Source organism: Halomonas sp. (assembly GCF_052095765.1).
GTDB lineage: Bacteria > Pseudomonadota > Gammaproteobacteria > Pseudomonadales > Halomonadaceae > Halomonas.
The window spans coordinates 1-16,305 of record NZ_JBQDJZ010000066.1; the positions used below are offsets into that span (position 1 = coordinate 1).

Sequence of the window (16,305 nt, forward strand, 5' to 3'; positions counted from 1 at the left end):
TTGTCGTCGTAGCTAGAGCTTTTACCGCCAGTATCATGTCCTTTGTAGCACCAGTGAGCACAGACACCAAGCTCGGCTTCCTCATGCATGGCAAAGGTGCGAATCTGGATCTCCAGCACCTTGTTCTCTGGGCCAAAAACAGCGGTATGCAGCGACTGATAGCCATTCTGCTTGGGGTTGGCAATATAATCGTCAAACTCATTGGGCACGTGATGCCAGCGCGAATGCACAATGCCCAGCATGGCGTAGCAGTCGCTGACCTCCGGCACCAGGATGCGCACGGCACGGATGTCGTTCACCTGGGAAAAATCAATGTGTTTGCGCTGCATCTTGCGCCAGATGGAATAAATGTGCTTGGCCCGACCATCAACCTGATAGCGTGCGATGCCTTGAGCATCCATCAGCCCTTTGAGTGTCTCGACGACTTCATTGATGTAGTAGTCGCGATCCAGGCGCTTCTCGGCCAGCAGCTTGGCGATGGCCTTGTAGTCGTCTTCATGCAGGTGGCGAAACGACAGGTCCTCAAGCTCCCACTTGAGATGCCCAATACCCAGCCGGTGCGCCAGCGGCGCATAGACATCAAATACTTCACGGGCCACCCGAATGCGCTTCTCGCGGGGCGCATTGCGCACTTGGCGTAAAGCGCTGGTACGCTCGGCGATCTTGATCAGTGCGACTCGCACATCATCAATCATCGCCACCAGCATTTTGCGCACATTTTCCTGCTGGTTATGCTGCCCGGCCCCATCTGACGTGATCTGAACCCTATCGATGGCGGCCATTTGCAGTGCACCATCAATCAGGCGCGCCACCTCGGCACCAAACAGCTGTTCCACCCTGTCCAGCGTCAGCATGCCCTCCCGAGCAGCACGGTAGAGTACCGCAGCCACCAGCGCCTCTTGATCAAGACGCAGCTCCGAAAGAATATCAGCCATCTCGAGGCCCATGCGGAAACTGGACCCTTGCTCAAGCCACACCCGATGGGGACGGTCGGCTTCCCGCTCCAGGGTCTCGGCCAGCTCGCACGCCTTGCGCATCTTGCCGACATCATGCAACGGCACTTCGCATTGAAGACGCTCGATCCAGCGCTCGACGTCAACCCTGCCATCTTCTGTCAGTGGCTGATCCTCACGCACTTTCACCATGATGCAACAGCTCCTTGCCTGCGTCGTTCAGGCTCAGGCCTGGGTAACAAACAGACCAGTGGACAGATAGCGATCTCCACGATCACAGACAATAAACGCAATGACCGCATTCTCGACAGTTTCTGCTACGCGTAATGCGCCAGCCAAAGCGCCTCCAGAAGATACACCGGCCAGAATGCCCTCTTCACGGGCCAGGCGGCGCATGCTTTCTTCGGCGTCACGCTGGCTGATATCCAACACCTGATCAACCCGGTTCGGCTCGAAAATTGCTGGCCGATACGCCTCTGGCCAGCGCCGGATACCGGCAATACTGGCACCGTCCTCGGGCTGCAGACCAACAATCTGCAGCGCCGGGTTCTGCTCCTTGAGATAACGCGACACACCCATGATAGTGCCCGTGGTGCCCATGGCGCTGACGAAATGCGTCAGGGCGCCTCCGGTCTGCCGCCATAGCTCAGGACCGGTAGAGCCATAGTGGCTCAGTGGGTTGTCCGGGTTAGCGAACTGGTCCAGAGCCTTGGCTTCTCCCCGCGCTACCATCGCGTCAGCCAGGTCCCGGGCCTCTTCCATGCCGCCTTCACGGCTGACCTCGATTAGTCTGGCACCATAGGCAGCCATGGCCTGCTTGCGCTCACTGGACGAGCTTTCCGGCATGATCAGCACCAATCGATAGCCTTTGATGGCAGCCGCCATGGCCAGGGCAATGCCGGTATTGCCCGACGTCGCCTCAACCAGAGTGTCGCCCAGCCGGATAGCACCGCGCTTTTCCGCCTGATCAAGCATGCTAAGGGCGGGACGATCCTTGACCGATCCCGCCGGATTGTTGCCTTCCAGCTTGGCCAGTAAAAGGTTGTTGTGGCCGGCAGTAATACGTGTCAGGCGAACCAGTGGTGTGTTGCCAATGGTCTGCTCGAGGGTGGGAAATTGCATGTCGTGGCCCTGTGAAAAATCTGCAACAAGCAGTGTGGCGCCAGTATATCGCTCAGCCTTCCAGCACCACAAAAGCGATTGCCACATCTGCCTCATCTGACAGCGACAGATGCATGGCATTCACCCCCGCAACCGTCGCCGTCTCTTGGGCTCGGCCAGACAGCAACAGCACTGGCCGACCCAGTGCATCGTTACTGACTTGGATATCCTGCCAGCTGATGCCGTGCCGCAGCCCGGTACCCAGCGCCTTGACGAAGGCTTCCTTGGCCGCAAAACGTTTAGCCAGAAACGCCGGCGGCTGGCCGCGCTCAGCAAAAGCGATGCGTTCTGCCGTACCGAGAATCCGCTCGACAAAACGTTCGCCATGACGCGCCATGGCCCGCTCAAAACGTGCGATGCGTGCCACATCCGTGCCGATACCCAGAATCACGACTTAGCCCCGCGAACCGCAGTCGGCGTAGCCATTGTCATGATCATAAGCGTGGTCTTCGTCGTGGGCCTCAAGTGTTGCCAACAAACCGGCTTCTTGGCCGGCAATCATCAGCCGCTTCATCTCTGCCACGGCCTCAGCCAGACCGACAAACAATGCTCGGGCAATAATTGCATGACCGATGTTGAGCTCATGCAACCCCGGAATGGCAGCGATGGCCTCGACATTATGGTAGTGGAGCCCGTGGCCTGCGTTAACAACCAGCCCCAGCTCATCAGCCATCTCGGCTGCCGCTGTCAACCGAGCATACTCCTGTCTGGCCTGGGCACCCCGCGTTTCAGCATAAGTTCCCGTGTGCAGCTCGATCACCGGCGCACCGGCACGGGCCGCCGCCTCGACTTGCGCGGGTTCCGGATCGATGAACAGGGACACTTCACAGCCAGCAGCACTGAGCCGCTTGCAGGCAGCGGCAACACTATCAAAGCCTGCAACCACATCCAGCCCGCCCTCGGTGGTCAGCTCTTCGCGCTTTTCCGGCACTAGGCAGACATGCTCCGGGCGCAGCTCTTCGGCCAGCGCCAGCATCGGCTCGGTAATCGCCATCTCAAGGTTCATGGGCGTATTGAGCATCTGGGACAGCAGGCGAACATCTCGCACCTGGATATGTCGGGCATCTTCCCGAGGATGGACAGTGATACCGTCAGCGCCAGCCTGTTCAGCCAACAACGCGGCCTGTACGGGGTCAGGGTAGCGTGTGCCTCTGGCCTCACGCAGGGTAGCCACGTGGTCGATATTGACACCAAGCAGAATACGGGGGGGATGCATGTAAACCTCCACGGACAATCATTAAATGGTGGGTGATATGAAATGAGCATATCACTGGTGACTTCCAGTTGGCGCGCTTCAGGATGTTTGCTGGCGGCGGCGCAACGCCAGCTGCTGCATAAGCTCCCGGGAGCGTAACGGCCGGCTTCCCAGCAGCGGCGCCAATGCTGCCCGGGTCACGGCCTTGGCTGGCCCGTTGAGTCCGGGCGACTGCCAGTCGCCACTGGCCAGCAAACGCAACGTACGCCCATCAATGCCCCTCACATCAGGAACAAAGGCACAGCTTTCAGGCTCCAGCCAATACCGACCATGAGGATCAAGCTCGCCCCCTTGCGGACTGGTAAAGCGGGGGCGTGCACCCAAGGCATCCAGCAGCGCCAGCTCGACATCACGCAGCGCGCCGGCCCTAGCATCAGGGCGGGCGAAGGCATCTAAAGCCGCAGCATAAAAAGCAAAAACGTCATCGACCGGCAGCTCTATCGGCAGCAATCGCGTCAACAGCTCATTGGCATAGAAGCCACACAGCAAACCTTCACCAGCGAGCATGGCACCAGCTCCGCGACTCTCGATCAGGGTCAGCCGCTTGAGCTCTCCACACCCCGACCAGGTCAGATGCAGCGGGCTGAACGGCTGCAAGGCACTACGATTGCGGCTGCCCGGGCGCTGCACGCCCCTTGCTACACCACGCACGCGCCCGTGTCCCAGCACCAACAGCTCAACCAGTGCACTGGTTTCACGGTACGGGCGCTTATGCAGCAGATAGGCAGGTGTCGGTTGCATTAGCTCGCACCCGACATAGCCATCTTCATGATCCGGCTGCACCTGAGACGCTCCATCTGGGGCATCTTGTCAACCCGTGGTGTAACCAAGGCTCTTCAGTGCTCGCTCATCGTCAGACCAGCCCCGCTTGACCTTGACCCACAGGCTGAGCATGACCTTGGCTTCGAAGGCTTTCTCCATGTCCAGCCGTGCTTCGCGACCAATCATCTTGAGCCGCTCGCCCTTCTCGCCAATCAGAATCTTTTTCTGTCCCTGGCGCTCCACCAGAATGAGTGCCCCGATGTGCAGCACTCGTCCTTCATCGCGGAACTCTTCAATTTCCACAGTCATCTGGTAGGGCAGTTCATCGCCAAGCTGGCGCATAACTTTTTCCCGCACCAGTTCAGCGGCCAAAAAACGCTGGCTGCGGTCGGTGATCTGATCATCCGGGAAGTGGTGCACTCCTTCAGGAAGATGCTTGGCCACTTCAACTTCGAGCAGATCCAGGTTGGTGCCGTGCTGGGCGGCAACGGGCACAATGGCGGAAAAATCACGCCGTGTGGCCAGCTCCGCAAGCCAGGGTAGCAGTGTGGCTTTGTCCTCGATCCGGTCAACCTTGTTGACCGCCAACACCACCGGCGCATCAACATTGCTCAGGCGATCCAGTACAATCTGGTCTTCCTCGGTCCAGCGGGTGCGGTCGACGATGAATATCACGCAATCCACATCGCGCAGCGCCTGGGTTGCCGCCTGATTCATGAAGCGGTTGATGGCCTTGTTGCGATCTCGGCCCAGCTTATGAATTCCCGGCGTATCCACATAAATGAACTGGGCATCACCTTCCGTCTTGATGCCCATCACCTGATGCCGGGTGGTCTGGGGTCGGCGCGAGGTTATCGAAATCTTCTGGCCAAGGACCCTGTTCATCAGGGTTGACTTGCCAACATTGGGGCGGCCAACAATGGCCACAAATCCACAGGTCTGGGTCATAAGCGTACTCCGGAAAGTTCGAGACTGGCCAACGCGCACTCAGCGGCTTGCTGTTCAGCATGACGCCGGCTGGAGCCTACGCCCTTGGGCAGTTCGTCCAGCAATGCTATCTGACACACCACCGTAAATATCTGTTCATGCGCCTCCCCCTCAACGGACACTACCTCATAGTGCGGCAGTGCCTGCTGGCGGGACTGCAGGAATTCCTGCAGGCGCGTCTTGGGATCTTTCTGGGTATCTTTCAGGTTGATTGCCTTAAGGCGTTCGGCAAACCAGTCCAGCACCCTTGCCCGGGCCGTTTCCATACCGGCATCCAGATAGATGGCACCGATAACAGCTTCCACCGTGTCGGCCAGGATGGAGTCGCGCCGGTGGCCGCCACTCTTCATCTCGCCGGACCCCAGACGCAGGCACTCACCGGCCTGCATCTCCCGGGCCAGCTCAGCCAGAGTCTGACCTTTGACCAGCCGCGCTCGCAAGCGCGACAGCTGCCCTTCCTGGGCTTCGGGAAACTGCTGGAACAGCGCTTCGGCAATCACGAAGTTGACGATGGAGTCACCGAGAAACTCAAGCCGCTCGTTATTCTTGCCACCGTAGCTACGGTGCGTCACGGCAAGTTCCAACAGCTCTGGTGACGAGAACTCATGGCCGATACGACGGCAAAAGAGGGTTAGCGAATTACTCACAGCACAGTCACCTCTTTGCCAGCGTCAGTTGATACAGGAGCCTGATACAAACACCTGATACAGAGCTTGTTACTAAGCTCATTGAATACCCCGCGCACTGCTGAAGCTGGGCAGCCCACCATCCCAGTGCATCCACACAGCGAAAGCCTTGCCGACGATGTTGTCTTCCGGCACAAAGCCCCAGTAGCGGCTGTCATTGGAATGGTCGCGGTTATCACCCATGGTGAAATACATGCCCTCAGGCACCTCGATTTCACGTATCTGCGGGCCGGGGTCCTGAGGGTTGTTGTAAATCAGGTGAGTGGACTCTCCCAGCAGCTCTTCAAACGCCAGCTCGCCGGGCGCTTCGTTGCCGGCATCGCCCAACGCGCGCTTGGCCACTGGCTCACCGTTAACATACAGCTGCTTGTCTTCGTAGCGAACGAGATCGCCTGGCAGGCCCACTACGCGCTTAATGTAGTTGATTGAAGGGTCGCCCGGAAAGCGGAACACCATCACATCGCCACGCTCAGGGTCATTAACTTCAAGCACCCGGGTATTGACTGCCGGCAGCCGCAGGCCATAGGCAAACTTGTTGACCAAGATGAAATCACCCACTTCCAGCGTTGGCCGCATTGAGCCAGATGGAATCTGGAATGGCTCCACAATGAAGCTTCTCACCACCAGCACAATCAACAACACCGGAAAGAACGAGCGCGCGTAGTCAACGGGCCACGGCTCACGCACGCTCTTGCCTGCAACATCAGAATGCCCTGCCTCAGCCGCTGCGCGTGCTTTACGTGCCGGACGCCACCACAGCGTATCCAACAAGGTGATAGCACCGGTCACGGCAACCGCGATCACCAACAGGAGTGCAAAATCCAGGCTCATGCGTCTTCCTTAGTCGTTCTTAATCGTTGGACTTGAGCACAGCAAGGAAGGCATCCTGGGGAATTTCCACCCGTCCGACCTGCTTCATGCGTTTCTTGCCCGCCTTTTGCTTCTCGAGCAGTTTTTTCTTGCGGCTAACATCACCGCCATAGCACTTGGCCGTCACGTTCTTACGCAGCGCCTTGACCGTAGAGCGCGCCACCACCTGACCGCCAATGGCGGCCTGAATGGCCACATCAAACATCTGGCGGGGTATCAGCTCCTGCATCTTCTCGACGAGAGTCCGGCCGCGGCTGTGGGCATGATCGCGGTGGATAATAATGGCCAGCGCATCGACCCGGTCGCCGTTGATCAGCACGTCCAGACGCACCAGTTTGGCGGCCTCAAAGCGCTCGAAGCTGTAATCCAGAGAAGCGTAACCGCGCGAGATGGACTTGAGCCGGTCAAAGAAATCCATCACCACTTCAGACATAGGAAGCTCATAGGTCAGCTGGATTTGGCTACCCAGAAACAGCATGTCCAGCTGAGTGCCACGCCGCTGCTCGCACTCTGCAATCACATTACCCACATACTCCTGGGGCACCAGAATGCTAGCCCGCGCGACGGGCTCGCGCATCTCTTCAACGTCTGCCATGTCGGGCAACTTAGAGGGGTTGGAGACGTAACGCGTTGATCCATCCTTCATCAACAGCTCATACACCACCGTCGGCGCAGTGGACAGGAGATCCAGGTCGTACTCGCGCTCGAGCCGCTCCTGGATGATTTCCATGTGCAAGGTACCGAGAAAGCCGACGCGGAAGCCAAAGCCCAGCGCATCAGAGTTTTCCGGCTCATACTCTAGCGATGCATCATTGAGCGCCAGCTTCTCCAGCGCATCACGGAAGTCTTCGTAGTCGTCAGCGCTGATCGGAAACATGCCCGCATAAACCTGCGGCTTGACCTTCAGGAAGCCCGGCAAACGCTTGATATCAGACGTTTTCGTATGGGTGATAGTGTCACCCACCGGCGCGCCATGGATGTCCTTGATTCCGGCGACGATGTAGCCAACCTCACCAGCCCGAAGACTGTCGGTCTCCTGACGCAGCGGCGTAAACACGCCCACTGTGTTGGCCTGCCAGTCCCTGCCAGTCGACAGGATGCGGATTTTTTCGCCCTTCTTCAGGGTGCCGTCGAAAATACGCACCAGCGAAACCACGCCGAGGTAGTTGTCAAACCAGGAGTCGATAATCAACGCCTGAAGCGGCGCGTCAACATCCCCTTTCGGCGGCGGAACATCGCGAATCAGGCGCTCAAGCAGCGCATCGATTCCAAGCCCGGTCTTGGCCGAGACCTGACAAGCATCCGTGGCATCGATACCGATGATTTCCTCGATTTCATGGGCCACCTTGTCCGGATCAGCTTGGGGCAGGTCCATCTTGTTGAGCACCGGCAGTACTTCAAGACCCTGCTCCAGCGCCGTATAACAGTTAGCCACCGACTGCGCTTCAACCCCCTGCCCGGCGTCCACCACCAGTAGCGCCCCTTCACAAGCATACAGCGAACGCGACACCTCATAAGAGAAGTCCACATGGCCCGGCGTATCAATGAAGTTCAGCTGATAGACCTGGCCATCAGCCGCTGTGTAGTCCAGCGTGACCGACTGCGCCTTGATGGTGATACCACGTTCACGCTCGATATCCATTGAGTCCAGCACCTGCTCTTTGAGCTCACGCTCGGTGAGCCCGCCACAGGCCTGAATCAGGCGATCGGCAAGAGTAGATTTGCCATGATCGATATGCGCGATGATGGAAAAGTTACGTATTCCATTGATTGGCTTGCGATTATCTTTATCTGACATGCATTGAAACCCGTTCCATATACGCAGCCATGGTCAAGTTGATCAAAACACCTTACATAGGCGCAGGCTGCGTGAAAGTTGCGCGTGAGAGCTGCGCGCATTGTAGCGCGGCGAAGCTGCAATGTCGCCAGCACTTGGCCACCGGCAAGCTGGCAGCCATCCCGGGAGAGGTCGCCTTTGAAGCAATCATGTCCAAAAACGTGAAACTGTTGCTGAACACAAACAGATATTAAGGGGAATGAAGAAAATACCGATGGGCATGTATCGTGCCGCACAAGGTGGGGACGATCGCTCTCTTTGAATAGCTGAATATACTTAACCCCCCGACAGCCAGAACTATCGGGGGGGGGGGGGCGTTCAGCCGTCAGAAAGCCTGTTTTCAGTTATCGTCCAGCCGCAGTGCAACGTAGTATGAGCGGCCTTCGCGATACAGCCTCACTGGTACTGACTGGCCTTCTGGCAACTCACCGATCAGCTCAACCAGCTGCTCGGGATTCTTAACCGGCTGCATGGCGATATTGACCAGCACATCACCGCGGCGAATTCCTGCACGGGCTGCGGCCCCATCGCGGCCCACCTCTGTGACACGCACACCGCCTTCAATCTTGAGGTCCCTGAGCACCTGCTCATCCAGCGCCTGTACCTTGATGCCCAGACGTGCAGGTGCGCTATCTTCGGCACTCCCCTTGCTGCCAGCACCCTGCTCGGCTCCCGGCCAGCTGCCCAGGGTGATGGTCAGGCTTTCACGCTCACCGTCACGCATCACCGTCAGTTCCACTTTTTCGCCAGGATCGATTCCACCGATCAGGCGCGGCAGTGTTTCAGAGCTGTCGACTCGCTTGCCGTTGACTTCAAGGATGATATCGCCGGCTTCCAGACCGTCACGCGCCGCCGGACCTTCCGGGTCCATGTCAGACACTAGCGCCCCTTCAGGCTCTTTCATACCAAAGGATTCTGCCAGGTCACGCGACACCGGCTGAATCATCACGCCAAGCCAGCCTCGGCTCACCGAGCCACCATCACGCAACTGGTCAGCCACATCCATGGCCACATTGATGGGAATCGAGAATGACAATCCCATGAAGCCACCGCTGCGGGTGAAAATCTGCGAGTTGATACCAACCACTTCACCATCAAGGTTGAACAATGGCCCGCCAGAGTTACCCGGATTGATGGCCACATCCGTCTGGATAAAGGGCACGTAGGCATCCTGTGGCAGAGTGCGATTGATTGCACTGACAATCCCGGCCGTTACCGAGTGGTCAAACCCGAATGGTGAACCGATGGCTGCCACCCACTCGCCAACTTCCAGATCATCAGAGTTGCCCAGCACCAGGGCGGGCAGATCGTCGGCATCTACCTTGAGCACGGCGATGTCCGTTTTGATATCCACGCCCACAACCTCAGCCTCAAGCTCGCGACGATCGCTGAAGCGCACCAGGACTTCATCAGCGCCATCTACCACATGGGCGTTAGTCATGATGTAGCCGGCTTCATCGATGACAAAGCCCGAACCCAGCGACTTACGTTCTTCACTGTAACCCTGCCCATCGCCCTGGGGGAACGGGAAGCGGTCACCAAAGAACTCTCGGAAGATATCCGGCATTTCAGGGCCACCAAAGCCCCGGCCATGGAAGGATGGCCCACCGCGCTCTACGGTCTGGGATGTGGAGATGTTGACCACCCCCGGCGCAGCTTCCTTGACCAGCCCGGTAAAGTCGGGCAGATCTCTGGCTAACGCTGGCTGGCAGACAAGTGCTGCAATCATCAGCAGCATCCACAGGGAAGACAACTGCATCCTGGATCTCATGAAATACTCCTGTGAGTTACATCAAGTTGAAATACCACTTTTTCATACCCTGTGAAGGCTAAAAGGTTCAGCCACTGCACTGAAATTTTCTACGCGGCACACAACGCCCAACAAACGGGGCAGATAACGTGATGACTGATGTTGATGATGGCGGCGAAGCCACAAGCCACCGATACCCAGTCCCACCATGAAGGCAAGCCCGGCCCAGGCATCGCCACCAAGCCACATCTGGCCAGCGGCGGCGCCTGCCAGCGCTAGCAACAGTGGCACGCCGTAGGCCAGCAGGCTTGCACGGGCAAGATCAGCTGCTTTCAGCCCAAGACGTACCTGATCGCCGAGCTGGAGTTGCTGTGAGGTAGCAATGGCAAACCGCAAGGGAGGTGTTCGGGAAAAACGCAACAGCTGGGCGCTACCGCAGCCGTGGCGAACGCTACAGCTGCCGCAGGCAGCCTGCCGCTGGACCTCGACCCAAACGCCACCATCATAACAGCTGACAACACGACCCAGCTCTTCAAGCATGCCGTGGCTTACTGTGCTATCACTCATGTAGCATCTGTTGCCCCGTCCAGCTCAACGCCCTGCAGACTGCCAGGCTGAGGCTCGAACTGCGAGGTGGGTTGCGGGGTGAGCTCAGAGTCAGATTGCAGGCTGAATGCCTCGGTACTGCTGGCGACGCGCTGCAGCACATAGGACGGCAGCTCTCCCATTGCCATGATCTGGTACAGCTGATCACCAGTGCGTCGCTGCAGCACCGCCGCCTGGGATGCACCCAGCCGGTGGACACCCGGCTTGAGACTGGGCTGGCCCTGAAGAGGCTCTATAAAAAGGCTCAGGGTTGCCAGGCCATCACTGTAGAGATGATGAGCCCGGCCTGGCAGCGAGGCATCCGGCTTGACCGGCTGGCGGACAAAGCCCGGAGGAAGCCAACCCGGCTGCCACTGTCCTCCAGGTACGCTCACTGATGGTTCGACCGTGATCGTCCCGGGGTAGCGCCGCCCGACATCCAGCTCAACCAGCTGGAAGGTCTCCAGCACACCACGCTCTCCCAGCAACTCCTGCTTGAGCGGCAATGCCGTTTCCACATCAATCCACTGGCGGCGACCATAGCGAAAATCGTCTCGCGGCTCTATGTCCAGGCGAACAGCTGAGCGCCCGGCGATGCGCTGATTTTCAGAGAGTCTAAACTGATAGAAGTCATCGAGATGCTGGGTGATGGCATCGGGGGAAGCCGGAAAAAGCCCCTGCTCACTGTCGAGGAGCATGACGGCGACACCATCACGCTCGTAGGTCACCGGGCTGTCGTCCAGCATGATTAGCTCGTCACGCTCTACACCATCACGAACGTCATGTAACAACACCAACGTTCTGACGCCACCCGGTCCAGCTCGCACAGCGCGTGCCTGGAAGCTGACACAGTGCTGCGCCAGCAAGCTGCGCTTCATCCATTCTTTGCCAAACTGCGAATTGATCAAGGACTCCGGCATCGAGCAGTCAAGCAACAGCGTATCGGCTTGCGAAGCGTCATCGCTGCCCTGCTGGGCTGATACTGCCAAAGACGTCATTGCCAACAGCAGAACTACTGGCAATACCCTGCGCAGGCGCTTACCCAGGTTTGGCATCAGCGCTGACTCGGCTGCCCATTTTCAATAACCTGGCCCTCAGAAACCCGGAATAGAGGCAGCCAGCTGTCCCCGGCACCGGAGGCTGCACCCTCAGCATGACGGTTTAGGTAAGATTGAAGCAACAGCGCCTGCTGCTGATCGATAGCACGCGACTGTTGTTCTTGGGAGGGAGCTAGCATCATCGGTGTTGAGCCACCGGCGCCCACCGTCATCACCCCACCCATAGCAACATTGTTGGTACGCATACTTGGCGCCACCTGGAACATCGGCAAGTCAACCAACGATGGCGCAGCCACGGACGGCCTCGCCATACGATCGGGTGCAGCAGCGTCATTCGCGGCAAGACCGGAGCCTTGGCCGTCAAGCACAGAATTGCCGTTATAGAACTGCACGCCACTGATCACCATTAGCGACACGGCAGCGGCGATACCGGCACCTCGCGCCAACGGCATGCCACGGCGCCTTGCTGGCTTGGCAGGATGACGGCCCTTCAATGATGCTGGTTGAGATACGTTATGCTCTGCACTGGCGGGCACCGGTTCTGTTTCAAGCCTGGCCATGATATCGGCAGACAGGTCAACGCTGGTATCAATGTGAGCTTCACGGCGCATGACGCTGCGCGCCAAATGATAACGCCGCCAGCTGTCGCCATCTTCCGGCGCGCTGTTCAGTGTCGCCAGAACACGACGCAACTCCAGATCGTCGCCTTCATCATCCATTAGCGCGGATAGCGATTGCCTTGCGTTAAGACTCATTCTTCCCCCTTACCCTCACAGCCAAGACGCTTGCGCCTTGTATCAATTGTCAGCACACCTGACTGACCGGTTTCAGGAATACGGCTCCTGAACACTGCTCATTTTTCTTACTGCCTATTTTTTTGCTTACTGCCTATGACGCCAGTATTTCGAGACAGTTCAGCGAATCATGCAAAAAGATGTCAATCTGACGCCAAACGACGACACCTTACTGATTCCGCGACGTCGTGATGAATGGCTGGATATGTTGATCCACCGCTTCCCGAGCACGAAAAATCCTCGATCGGACCGTGCCCACCGGGCATTCCATGATGTTGGCGATATCCTCGTAAGACAGCCCGTCCATCTCGCGCAGCGTTATCGCTGTGCGCAAGTCATCAGGCAATGCATCGATTGCCTCGAAGACCGCGGTTTCAAGCTGGTCCCGCGCCATCGCCGCCTCGGGCGTTTCAATATCGGCCAGGCGTCCACTGTGATCCAAGATCTCGGCATCTGACATGTCCAGATCGCTTCCTGGGGGCCGGCGACTGCGCGACACCAAATGGTTCTTAGCGGTATTGATGGCGATACGGTACATCCAGGTATAGAACGCACTCTCTGCACGAAAGCTACCCAGCGCCCGGTAAGCCTTGATAAATGCCTCCTGCGCCACATCCTGGACTTCAGAGTGATCGTGCACATAGCGCCCTATCAAACCAATGATCTTGTGCTGGTATTTCTTGACCAGCAGATCAAAGGCCCGCGTGTCGCCGTTGCGCGCACGCTCGACAAGCTGCTGATCGGTTTCCCGATTTCCCATTAAACATCCCCCTTTACGGGGGTACAAAGCAGCGTCTTGCGCACAAGGCGCCGCCTAATGACTGGTATTGCTTGCATAGAAGTCAACCTGAAGCCTTATGGTTACCTGGCAACCTGTGGAGGCTTGCGCCGCTGCCGATGAAACGCATCGACGAAAGACCAAGTGTTGCTGTTTCTTCAGCGTCTATCAACCACTTGAGCAGGCTAAGTACGCGGCGCTAATGACCTGTCAGTATCCATAAAGTTCCCTTTAACATTGAAATTCAGGCGCATCAGGGTAATAGTAGAAGGTTATTAAAATGCATCCGTGCCGCCACGCAACAGGTAGGAAAATGTCCGAGCAAAAGATCTACAACCTGAACGTTCTTGCTGAGGACGTTTTGATTACTCCCTCTGAACTCAAGAAGGCTGTCCCCCTCACTGAAACGGCCCAACGCACCGTGGTTGAAGGGCGTAAAACCATCGAGCGGATACTCGACGGCAGCGACCCTCGCCTGCTGATGGTGGTGGGCCCTTGCTCCATCCACGATGTGGACGCTGCGATGGATTACGCCCGTCGACTGCGCAAGCTGGCCGACGAAGTAAAGGACAGCCTGTACATCGTGATGCGTGTCTATTTCGAAAAGCCGCGCACCACCGTCGGTTGGAAGGGGCTGATCAACGACCCGCGCCTCAACGGCTCGTTCGAGATCGAGGAAGGCCTGCATATCGCACGCCGCCTGCTGGTAGATCTGGCTGAGCTTGGACTGCCGCTGGCCACCGAGGCACTGGACCCGATCTCACCCCAGTATCTACAGGACTGCATCAGCTGGTCGGCCATCGGTGCACGTACCACTGAGTCCCAGACCCACCGCGAGATGGCCTCCGGCCTGTCATGCCCGGTCGGTTTCAAGAACGGCACCGACGGCAGTCTCGATGTCGCTGTCAATGCACTGCAATCGGTCTCCCACCCGCACAACTTCCTGGGCATCGACAGAAACGGCCAGGTCGCCATCATTCGCACCCGAGGTAACGCCTACGGCCATGTGGTGCTGCGCGGCGGTAACGGCAAGCCCAACTACGACAGCGTCAGCGTAGCGCTGGCCGAGCAGGAGCTCACTGAAGCCAGCATCAAGCCCAACATCATGGTCGACTGCTCCCACGCCAACTCCAACAAGGATGCCGGCCTGCAACCGCTGGTACTGGAAAACGTCACCAACCAGATTCTTGATGGCAACCGCTCGATTACCGGCCTGATGGTCGAATCCAATATCGGCTGGGGCAACCAGAAGATGGCCGATGATCCCAAGAATCTGACCTACGGTGTCTCAATCACCGATGCCTGCATCGACTGGGACACCACCGTTGATGCGCTCAAGACCATGAACGACAAGCTTGCTCCGGCGCTTGCCAAGCGCATCAACGCCGCCTGATCTGTCGCTCAAGTCGCTGAACAACACCACGACTAAGCCCGCCTGCTGGGCAGCATGGCGGGCTTCGTTGGCTCTGGAGGTCTGGCTACCTGTCCAGCCGCGCTTTATTTACTGACCTGCTGTACCACCCCTTCGATCTCGCGGGTAAAAGGCGGAAGTGAGTCAAGCAGTGCGGAGCCATAGCGGCGAGTCAGTACGCGCCGGTCAAGCAACGTAATACGACCATGATCGGTTTCCTTGCGGATTAACCGGCCACAGGCCTGCACCAGTTTGATGGAGGCATCCGGCACGCTGATACGCATGAAGGAATTGCCGCCCTGGCTTTCGATCCACTCGGCCAGCGTTGCACCCACTGGGTCGTCCGGCACAGCGAACGGCAACCGGGTAATCACCACATGGGTGAGATAGCTGCCGGGCAGATCGATACCCTCAGCAAAGCTGGCCAGACCAAACAAGATACTGCCCTTGCCTTTGTCGACCTGCGCGCGATGTCGCTCAACCAGCTCGCGCTTGGGAAAGCGATCCTGGGCCAGCACGCGCTGACGCACCTCCGGCGACAATGCACGCTCTACACCACGCAACTGAGCCCGGGAGGAGAACAATATCAGCACCGCTTCGTCGTCACCCAGCGCCTCGACAAAATCGACAATGGCGCGCTCATGGCCATCACGATCGGCAGGGTCTGTTGCCTCCTGGGGTACGCTGAGCACGGCCTGGGAATAGTCAAACGGACTGGGCAGCACTTGATAACGATAGCGGTTGGCCAGGCCTGCCCGCTCCTGCAGCCGTTCAAAACGGCCCAGTGCTGTCAGGGTTGCCGACGTCAGCACCGCGCCGAAACAGCATCCCCAAAGTGTTTTTGCCAGAGTGTGGGCAGCAGATACTGGGCTGGCGGAAAAGACCAGCTCCGATTCGCCCTGAAAGCGCTCCAGGGTCAGCCAGCGTGCTCGGGGCGGCTCGCCAGAGGTATCCTGCTCGGCGAACGCCAACCACAGCGCATGGGCTTCCTGCGCCCTGCCGTGCAATAGTGACATCAGCGGCAGCCAGGGTTCGGCCTGCTCGCGGGGCAATCCTGTGGACTTGTCCGGATCCAGGCTCTCTCGCAGAATATCGGCCATGGACTCCAAGCTACGCGACAACTCAGAAAAAACACTGACCAGCCCACTGGCCATTTCGCGCAGTGCCTCTGGCGCACGGCCCATTTCAAAGCGATGCCGAAGCCGGTCCTCCTCATCTGCGAGCCCATCGGGGCGCCCAGCCAGCTGGTGACCCAGCCCAAACACCTCGCCCAACCGTGGCTCCAGTGCATCGATCGCTTGAGGCAAGCCGGCCAGCAACCGTGCTAGCGTTGCCTGCTGGCCCAACTGCTGGTTCAGTTCGCTAAGCGACTTCTTGAGGGTGCGCAGCCAACGCAAGCCACCACCGACAGCAAAGCG

Annotated in this window: 16 protein-coding genes; 1 reads left to right on the plus strand and 15 read right to left on the minus strand. The window is 58.3% G+C overall.

Going from position 1 to position 16,305, the window contains the following annotated elements; translation table 11 throughout:
- From ACTH3D_RS09290 to rpoE, 14 genes are all read right to left on the minus strand, one after another.
- Positions 1-1,145: HD domain-containing protein (locus ACTH3D_RS09290; protein WP_441666790.1), on the minus strand; the 1,145-nt coding region annotated here is incomplete at its 3' end.
- A 33-nt stretch (positions 1,146-1,178) separates the two neighbouring features.
- Positions 1,179-2,075 (minus strand): cysteine synthase CysM, encoded by an 897-nt coding sequence (cysM, locus tag ACTH3D_RS09295; RefSeq protein ID WP_441666791.1) that lies wholly within the window; start codon positions 2,073-2,075, stop codon positions 1,179-1,181.
- A 52-nt stretch (positions 2,076-2,127) separates the two neighbouring features.
- On the minus strand, positions 2,128-2,505 hold the full coding sequence (gene acpS / locus ACTH3D_RS09300) for a holo-ACP synthase (protein WP_441666792.1): 378 nt from the start codon (positions 2,503-2,505) through the stop codon (positions 2,128-2,130).
- Positions 2,506-2,508: 3 nt separating this feature from the next.
- Positions 2,509-3,330 (minus strand): pyridoxine 5'-phosphate synthase, encoded by an 822-nt coding sequence (gene pdxJ / locus ACTH3D_RS09305; protein ID WP_441666793.1) that lies wholly within the window; start codon positions 3,328-3,330, stop codon positions 2,509-2,511.
- A gap of 78 nt (positions 3,331-3,408) precedes the next feature.
- Positions 3,409-4,110, minus strand: coding sequence for a DNA repair protein RecO (gene recO / locus ACTH3D_RS09310; RefSeq protein ID WP_441666794.1), 702 nt, complete (start codon positions 4,108-4,110; stop codon positions 3,409-3,411).
- Between the two features lie 69 nt (positions 4,111-4,179).
- A complete protein-coding gene (gene era, locus ACTH3D_RS09315) occupies positions 4,180-5,079 on the minus strand; it encodes a GTPase Era (RefSeq protein WP_441666795.1) in 900 nt (299 codons plus the stop codon).
- A complete protein-coding gene (gene rnc / locus ACTH3D_RS09320) occupies positions 5,076-5,765 on the minus strand; it encodes a ribonuclease III (protein WP_441666796.1) in 690 nt (229 codons plus the stop codon). The genes era and rnc overlap by 4 nt, the downstream gene beginning before the upstream one ends.
- Before the next feature lie 78 nt (positions 5,766-5,843).
- Entirely contained in the window at positions 5,844-6,629 is a 786-nt protein-coding gene (gene lepB / locus ACTH3D_RS09325) for a signal peptidase I (protein ID WP_441666805.1), read from the minus strand.
- Between the two features lie 25 nt (positions 6,630-6,654).
- Positions 6,655-8,472 carry a translation elongation factor 4 gene (gene lepA / locus ACTH3D_RS09330; RefSeq protein WP_441666797.1) on the minus strand — a complete coding sequence of 606 codons (1,818 nt, stop codon included), beginning with the start codon at positions 8,470-8,472 and terminating at the stop codon, positions 6,655-6,657.
- Positions 8,473-8,851: 379 nt separating this feature from the next.
- Entirely contained in the window at positions 8,852-10,282 is a 1,431-nt protein-coding gene (locus ACTH3D_RS09335; RefSeq protein ID WP_441666798.1) for a DegQ family serine endoprotease, read from the minus strand.
- Positions 10,283-10,324: 42 nt separating this feature from the next.
- A complete protein-coding gene (locus tag ACTH3D_RS09340; RefSeq protein WP_441666799.1) occupies positions 10,325-10,828 on the minus strand; it encodes a SoxR reducing system RseC family protein in 504 nt (167 codons plus the stop codon).
- Positions 10,825-11,901: a MucB/RseB C-terminal domain-containing protein gene (locus tag ACTH3D_RS09345; RefSeq protein WP_441666800.1), complete on the minus strand. Its 1,077-nt coding sequence runs from the start codon at positions 11,899-11,901 to the stop codon at positions 10,825-10,827. The genes ACTH3D_RS09340 and ACTH3D_RS09345 overlap by 4 nt, the downstream gene beginning before the upstream one ends.
- Positions 11,901-12,659, minus strand: coding sequence for a sigma-E factor negative regulatory protein (locus tag ACTH3D_RS09350; protein WP_441666801.1), 759 nt, complete (start codon positions 12,657-12,659; stop codon positions 11,901-11,903). The genes ACTH3D_RS09345 and ACTH3D_RS09350 overlap by 1 nt, the downstream gene beginning before the upstream one ends.
- Before the next feature lie 208 nt (positions 12,660-12,867).
- Positions 12,868-13,458 (minus strand): RNA polymerase sigma factor RpoE, encoded by a 591-nt coding sequence (gene rpoE, locus ACTH3D_RS09355; protein WP_441666802.1) that lies wholly within the window; start codon positions 13,456-13,458, stop codon positions 12,868-12,870.
- A 331-nt stretch (positions 13,459-13,789) separates the two neighbouring features.
- Here rpoE and ACTH3D_RS09360 point away from each other — a divergent pair, with 331 nt between their 5' ends.
- Positions 13,790-14,869, plus strand: a complete 1,080-nt coding sequence (locus ACTH3D_RS09360) for a 3-deoxy-7-phosphoheptulonate synthase (RefSeq protein WP_441666803.1) — start codon at positions 13,790-13,792, stop codon at positions 14,867-14,869.
- 104 nt (positions 14,870-14,973) lie between these two features.
- On the opposite strand, the gene ACTH3D_RS09365 is transcribed toward ACTH3D_RS09360, so the two are convergent.
- Positions 14,974-16,305: helicase C-terminal domain-containing protein (locus ACTH3D_RS09365; RefSeq protein WP_441666804.1), on the minus strand; the 1,332-nt coding region annotated here is incomplete at its 5' end.

What these genes read in the sequence shown, in the direction of transcription:
- cysM (WP_441666791.1), bottom strand. Translation starts at nt 2,075, where the DNA reads ATGCAATTTCCCACCCTCGAGCAGACCATTGGCAACACACCACTGGTT.
- pdxJ (WP_441666793.1), bottom strand. Translation starts at nt 3,330, where the DNA reads ATGCATCCCCCCCGTATTCTGCTTGGTGTCAATATCGACCACGTGGCT.
- recO (WP_441666794.1), bottom strand. Translation starts at nt 4,110, where the DNA reads ATGCAACCGACACCTGCCTATCTGCTGCATAAGCGCCCGTACCGTGAA.
- era (WP_441666795.1), bottom strand. Translation starts at nt 5,079, where the DNA reads ATGACCCAGACCTGTGGATTTGTGGCCATTGTTGGCCGCCCCAATGTT.
- lepA (WP_441666797.1), bottom strand. Translation starts at nt 8,472, where the DNA reads ATGTCAGATAAAGATAATCGCAAGCCAATCAATGGAATACGTAACTTT.
- ACTH3D_RS09335 (WP_441666798.1), bottom strand. Translation starts at nt 10,282, where the DNA reads ATGAGATCCAGGATGCAGTTGTCTTCCCTGTGGATGCTGCTGATGATT.
- ACTH3D_RS09340 (WP_441666799.1), bottom strand. Translation starts at nt 10,828, where the DNA reads ATGAGTGATAGCACAGTAAGCCACGGCATGCTTGAAGAGCTGGGTCGT.
- ACTH3D_RS09345 (WP_441666800.1), bottom strand. Translation starts at nt 11,901, where the DNA reads ATGCCAAACCTGGGTAAGCGCCTGCGCAGGGTATTGCCAGTAGTTCTG.
- ACTH3D_RS09350 (WP_441666801.1), bottom strand. Translation starts at nt 12,659, where the DNA reads ATGAGTCTTAACGCAAGGCAATCGCTATCCGCGCTAATGGATGATGAA.
- rpoE (WP_441666802.1), bottom strand. Translation starts at nt 13,458, where the DNA reads ATGGGAAATCGGGAAACCGATCAGCAGCTTGTCGAGCGTGCGCGCAAC.
- ACTH3D_RS09360 (WP_441666803.1), top strand. Translation starts at nt 13,790, where the DNA reads ATGTCCGAGCAAAAGATCTACAACCTGAACGTTCTTGCTGAGGACGTT.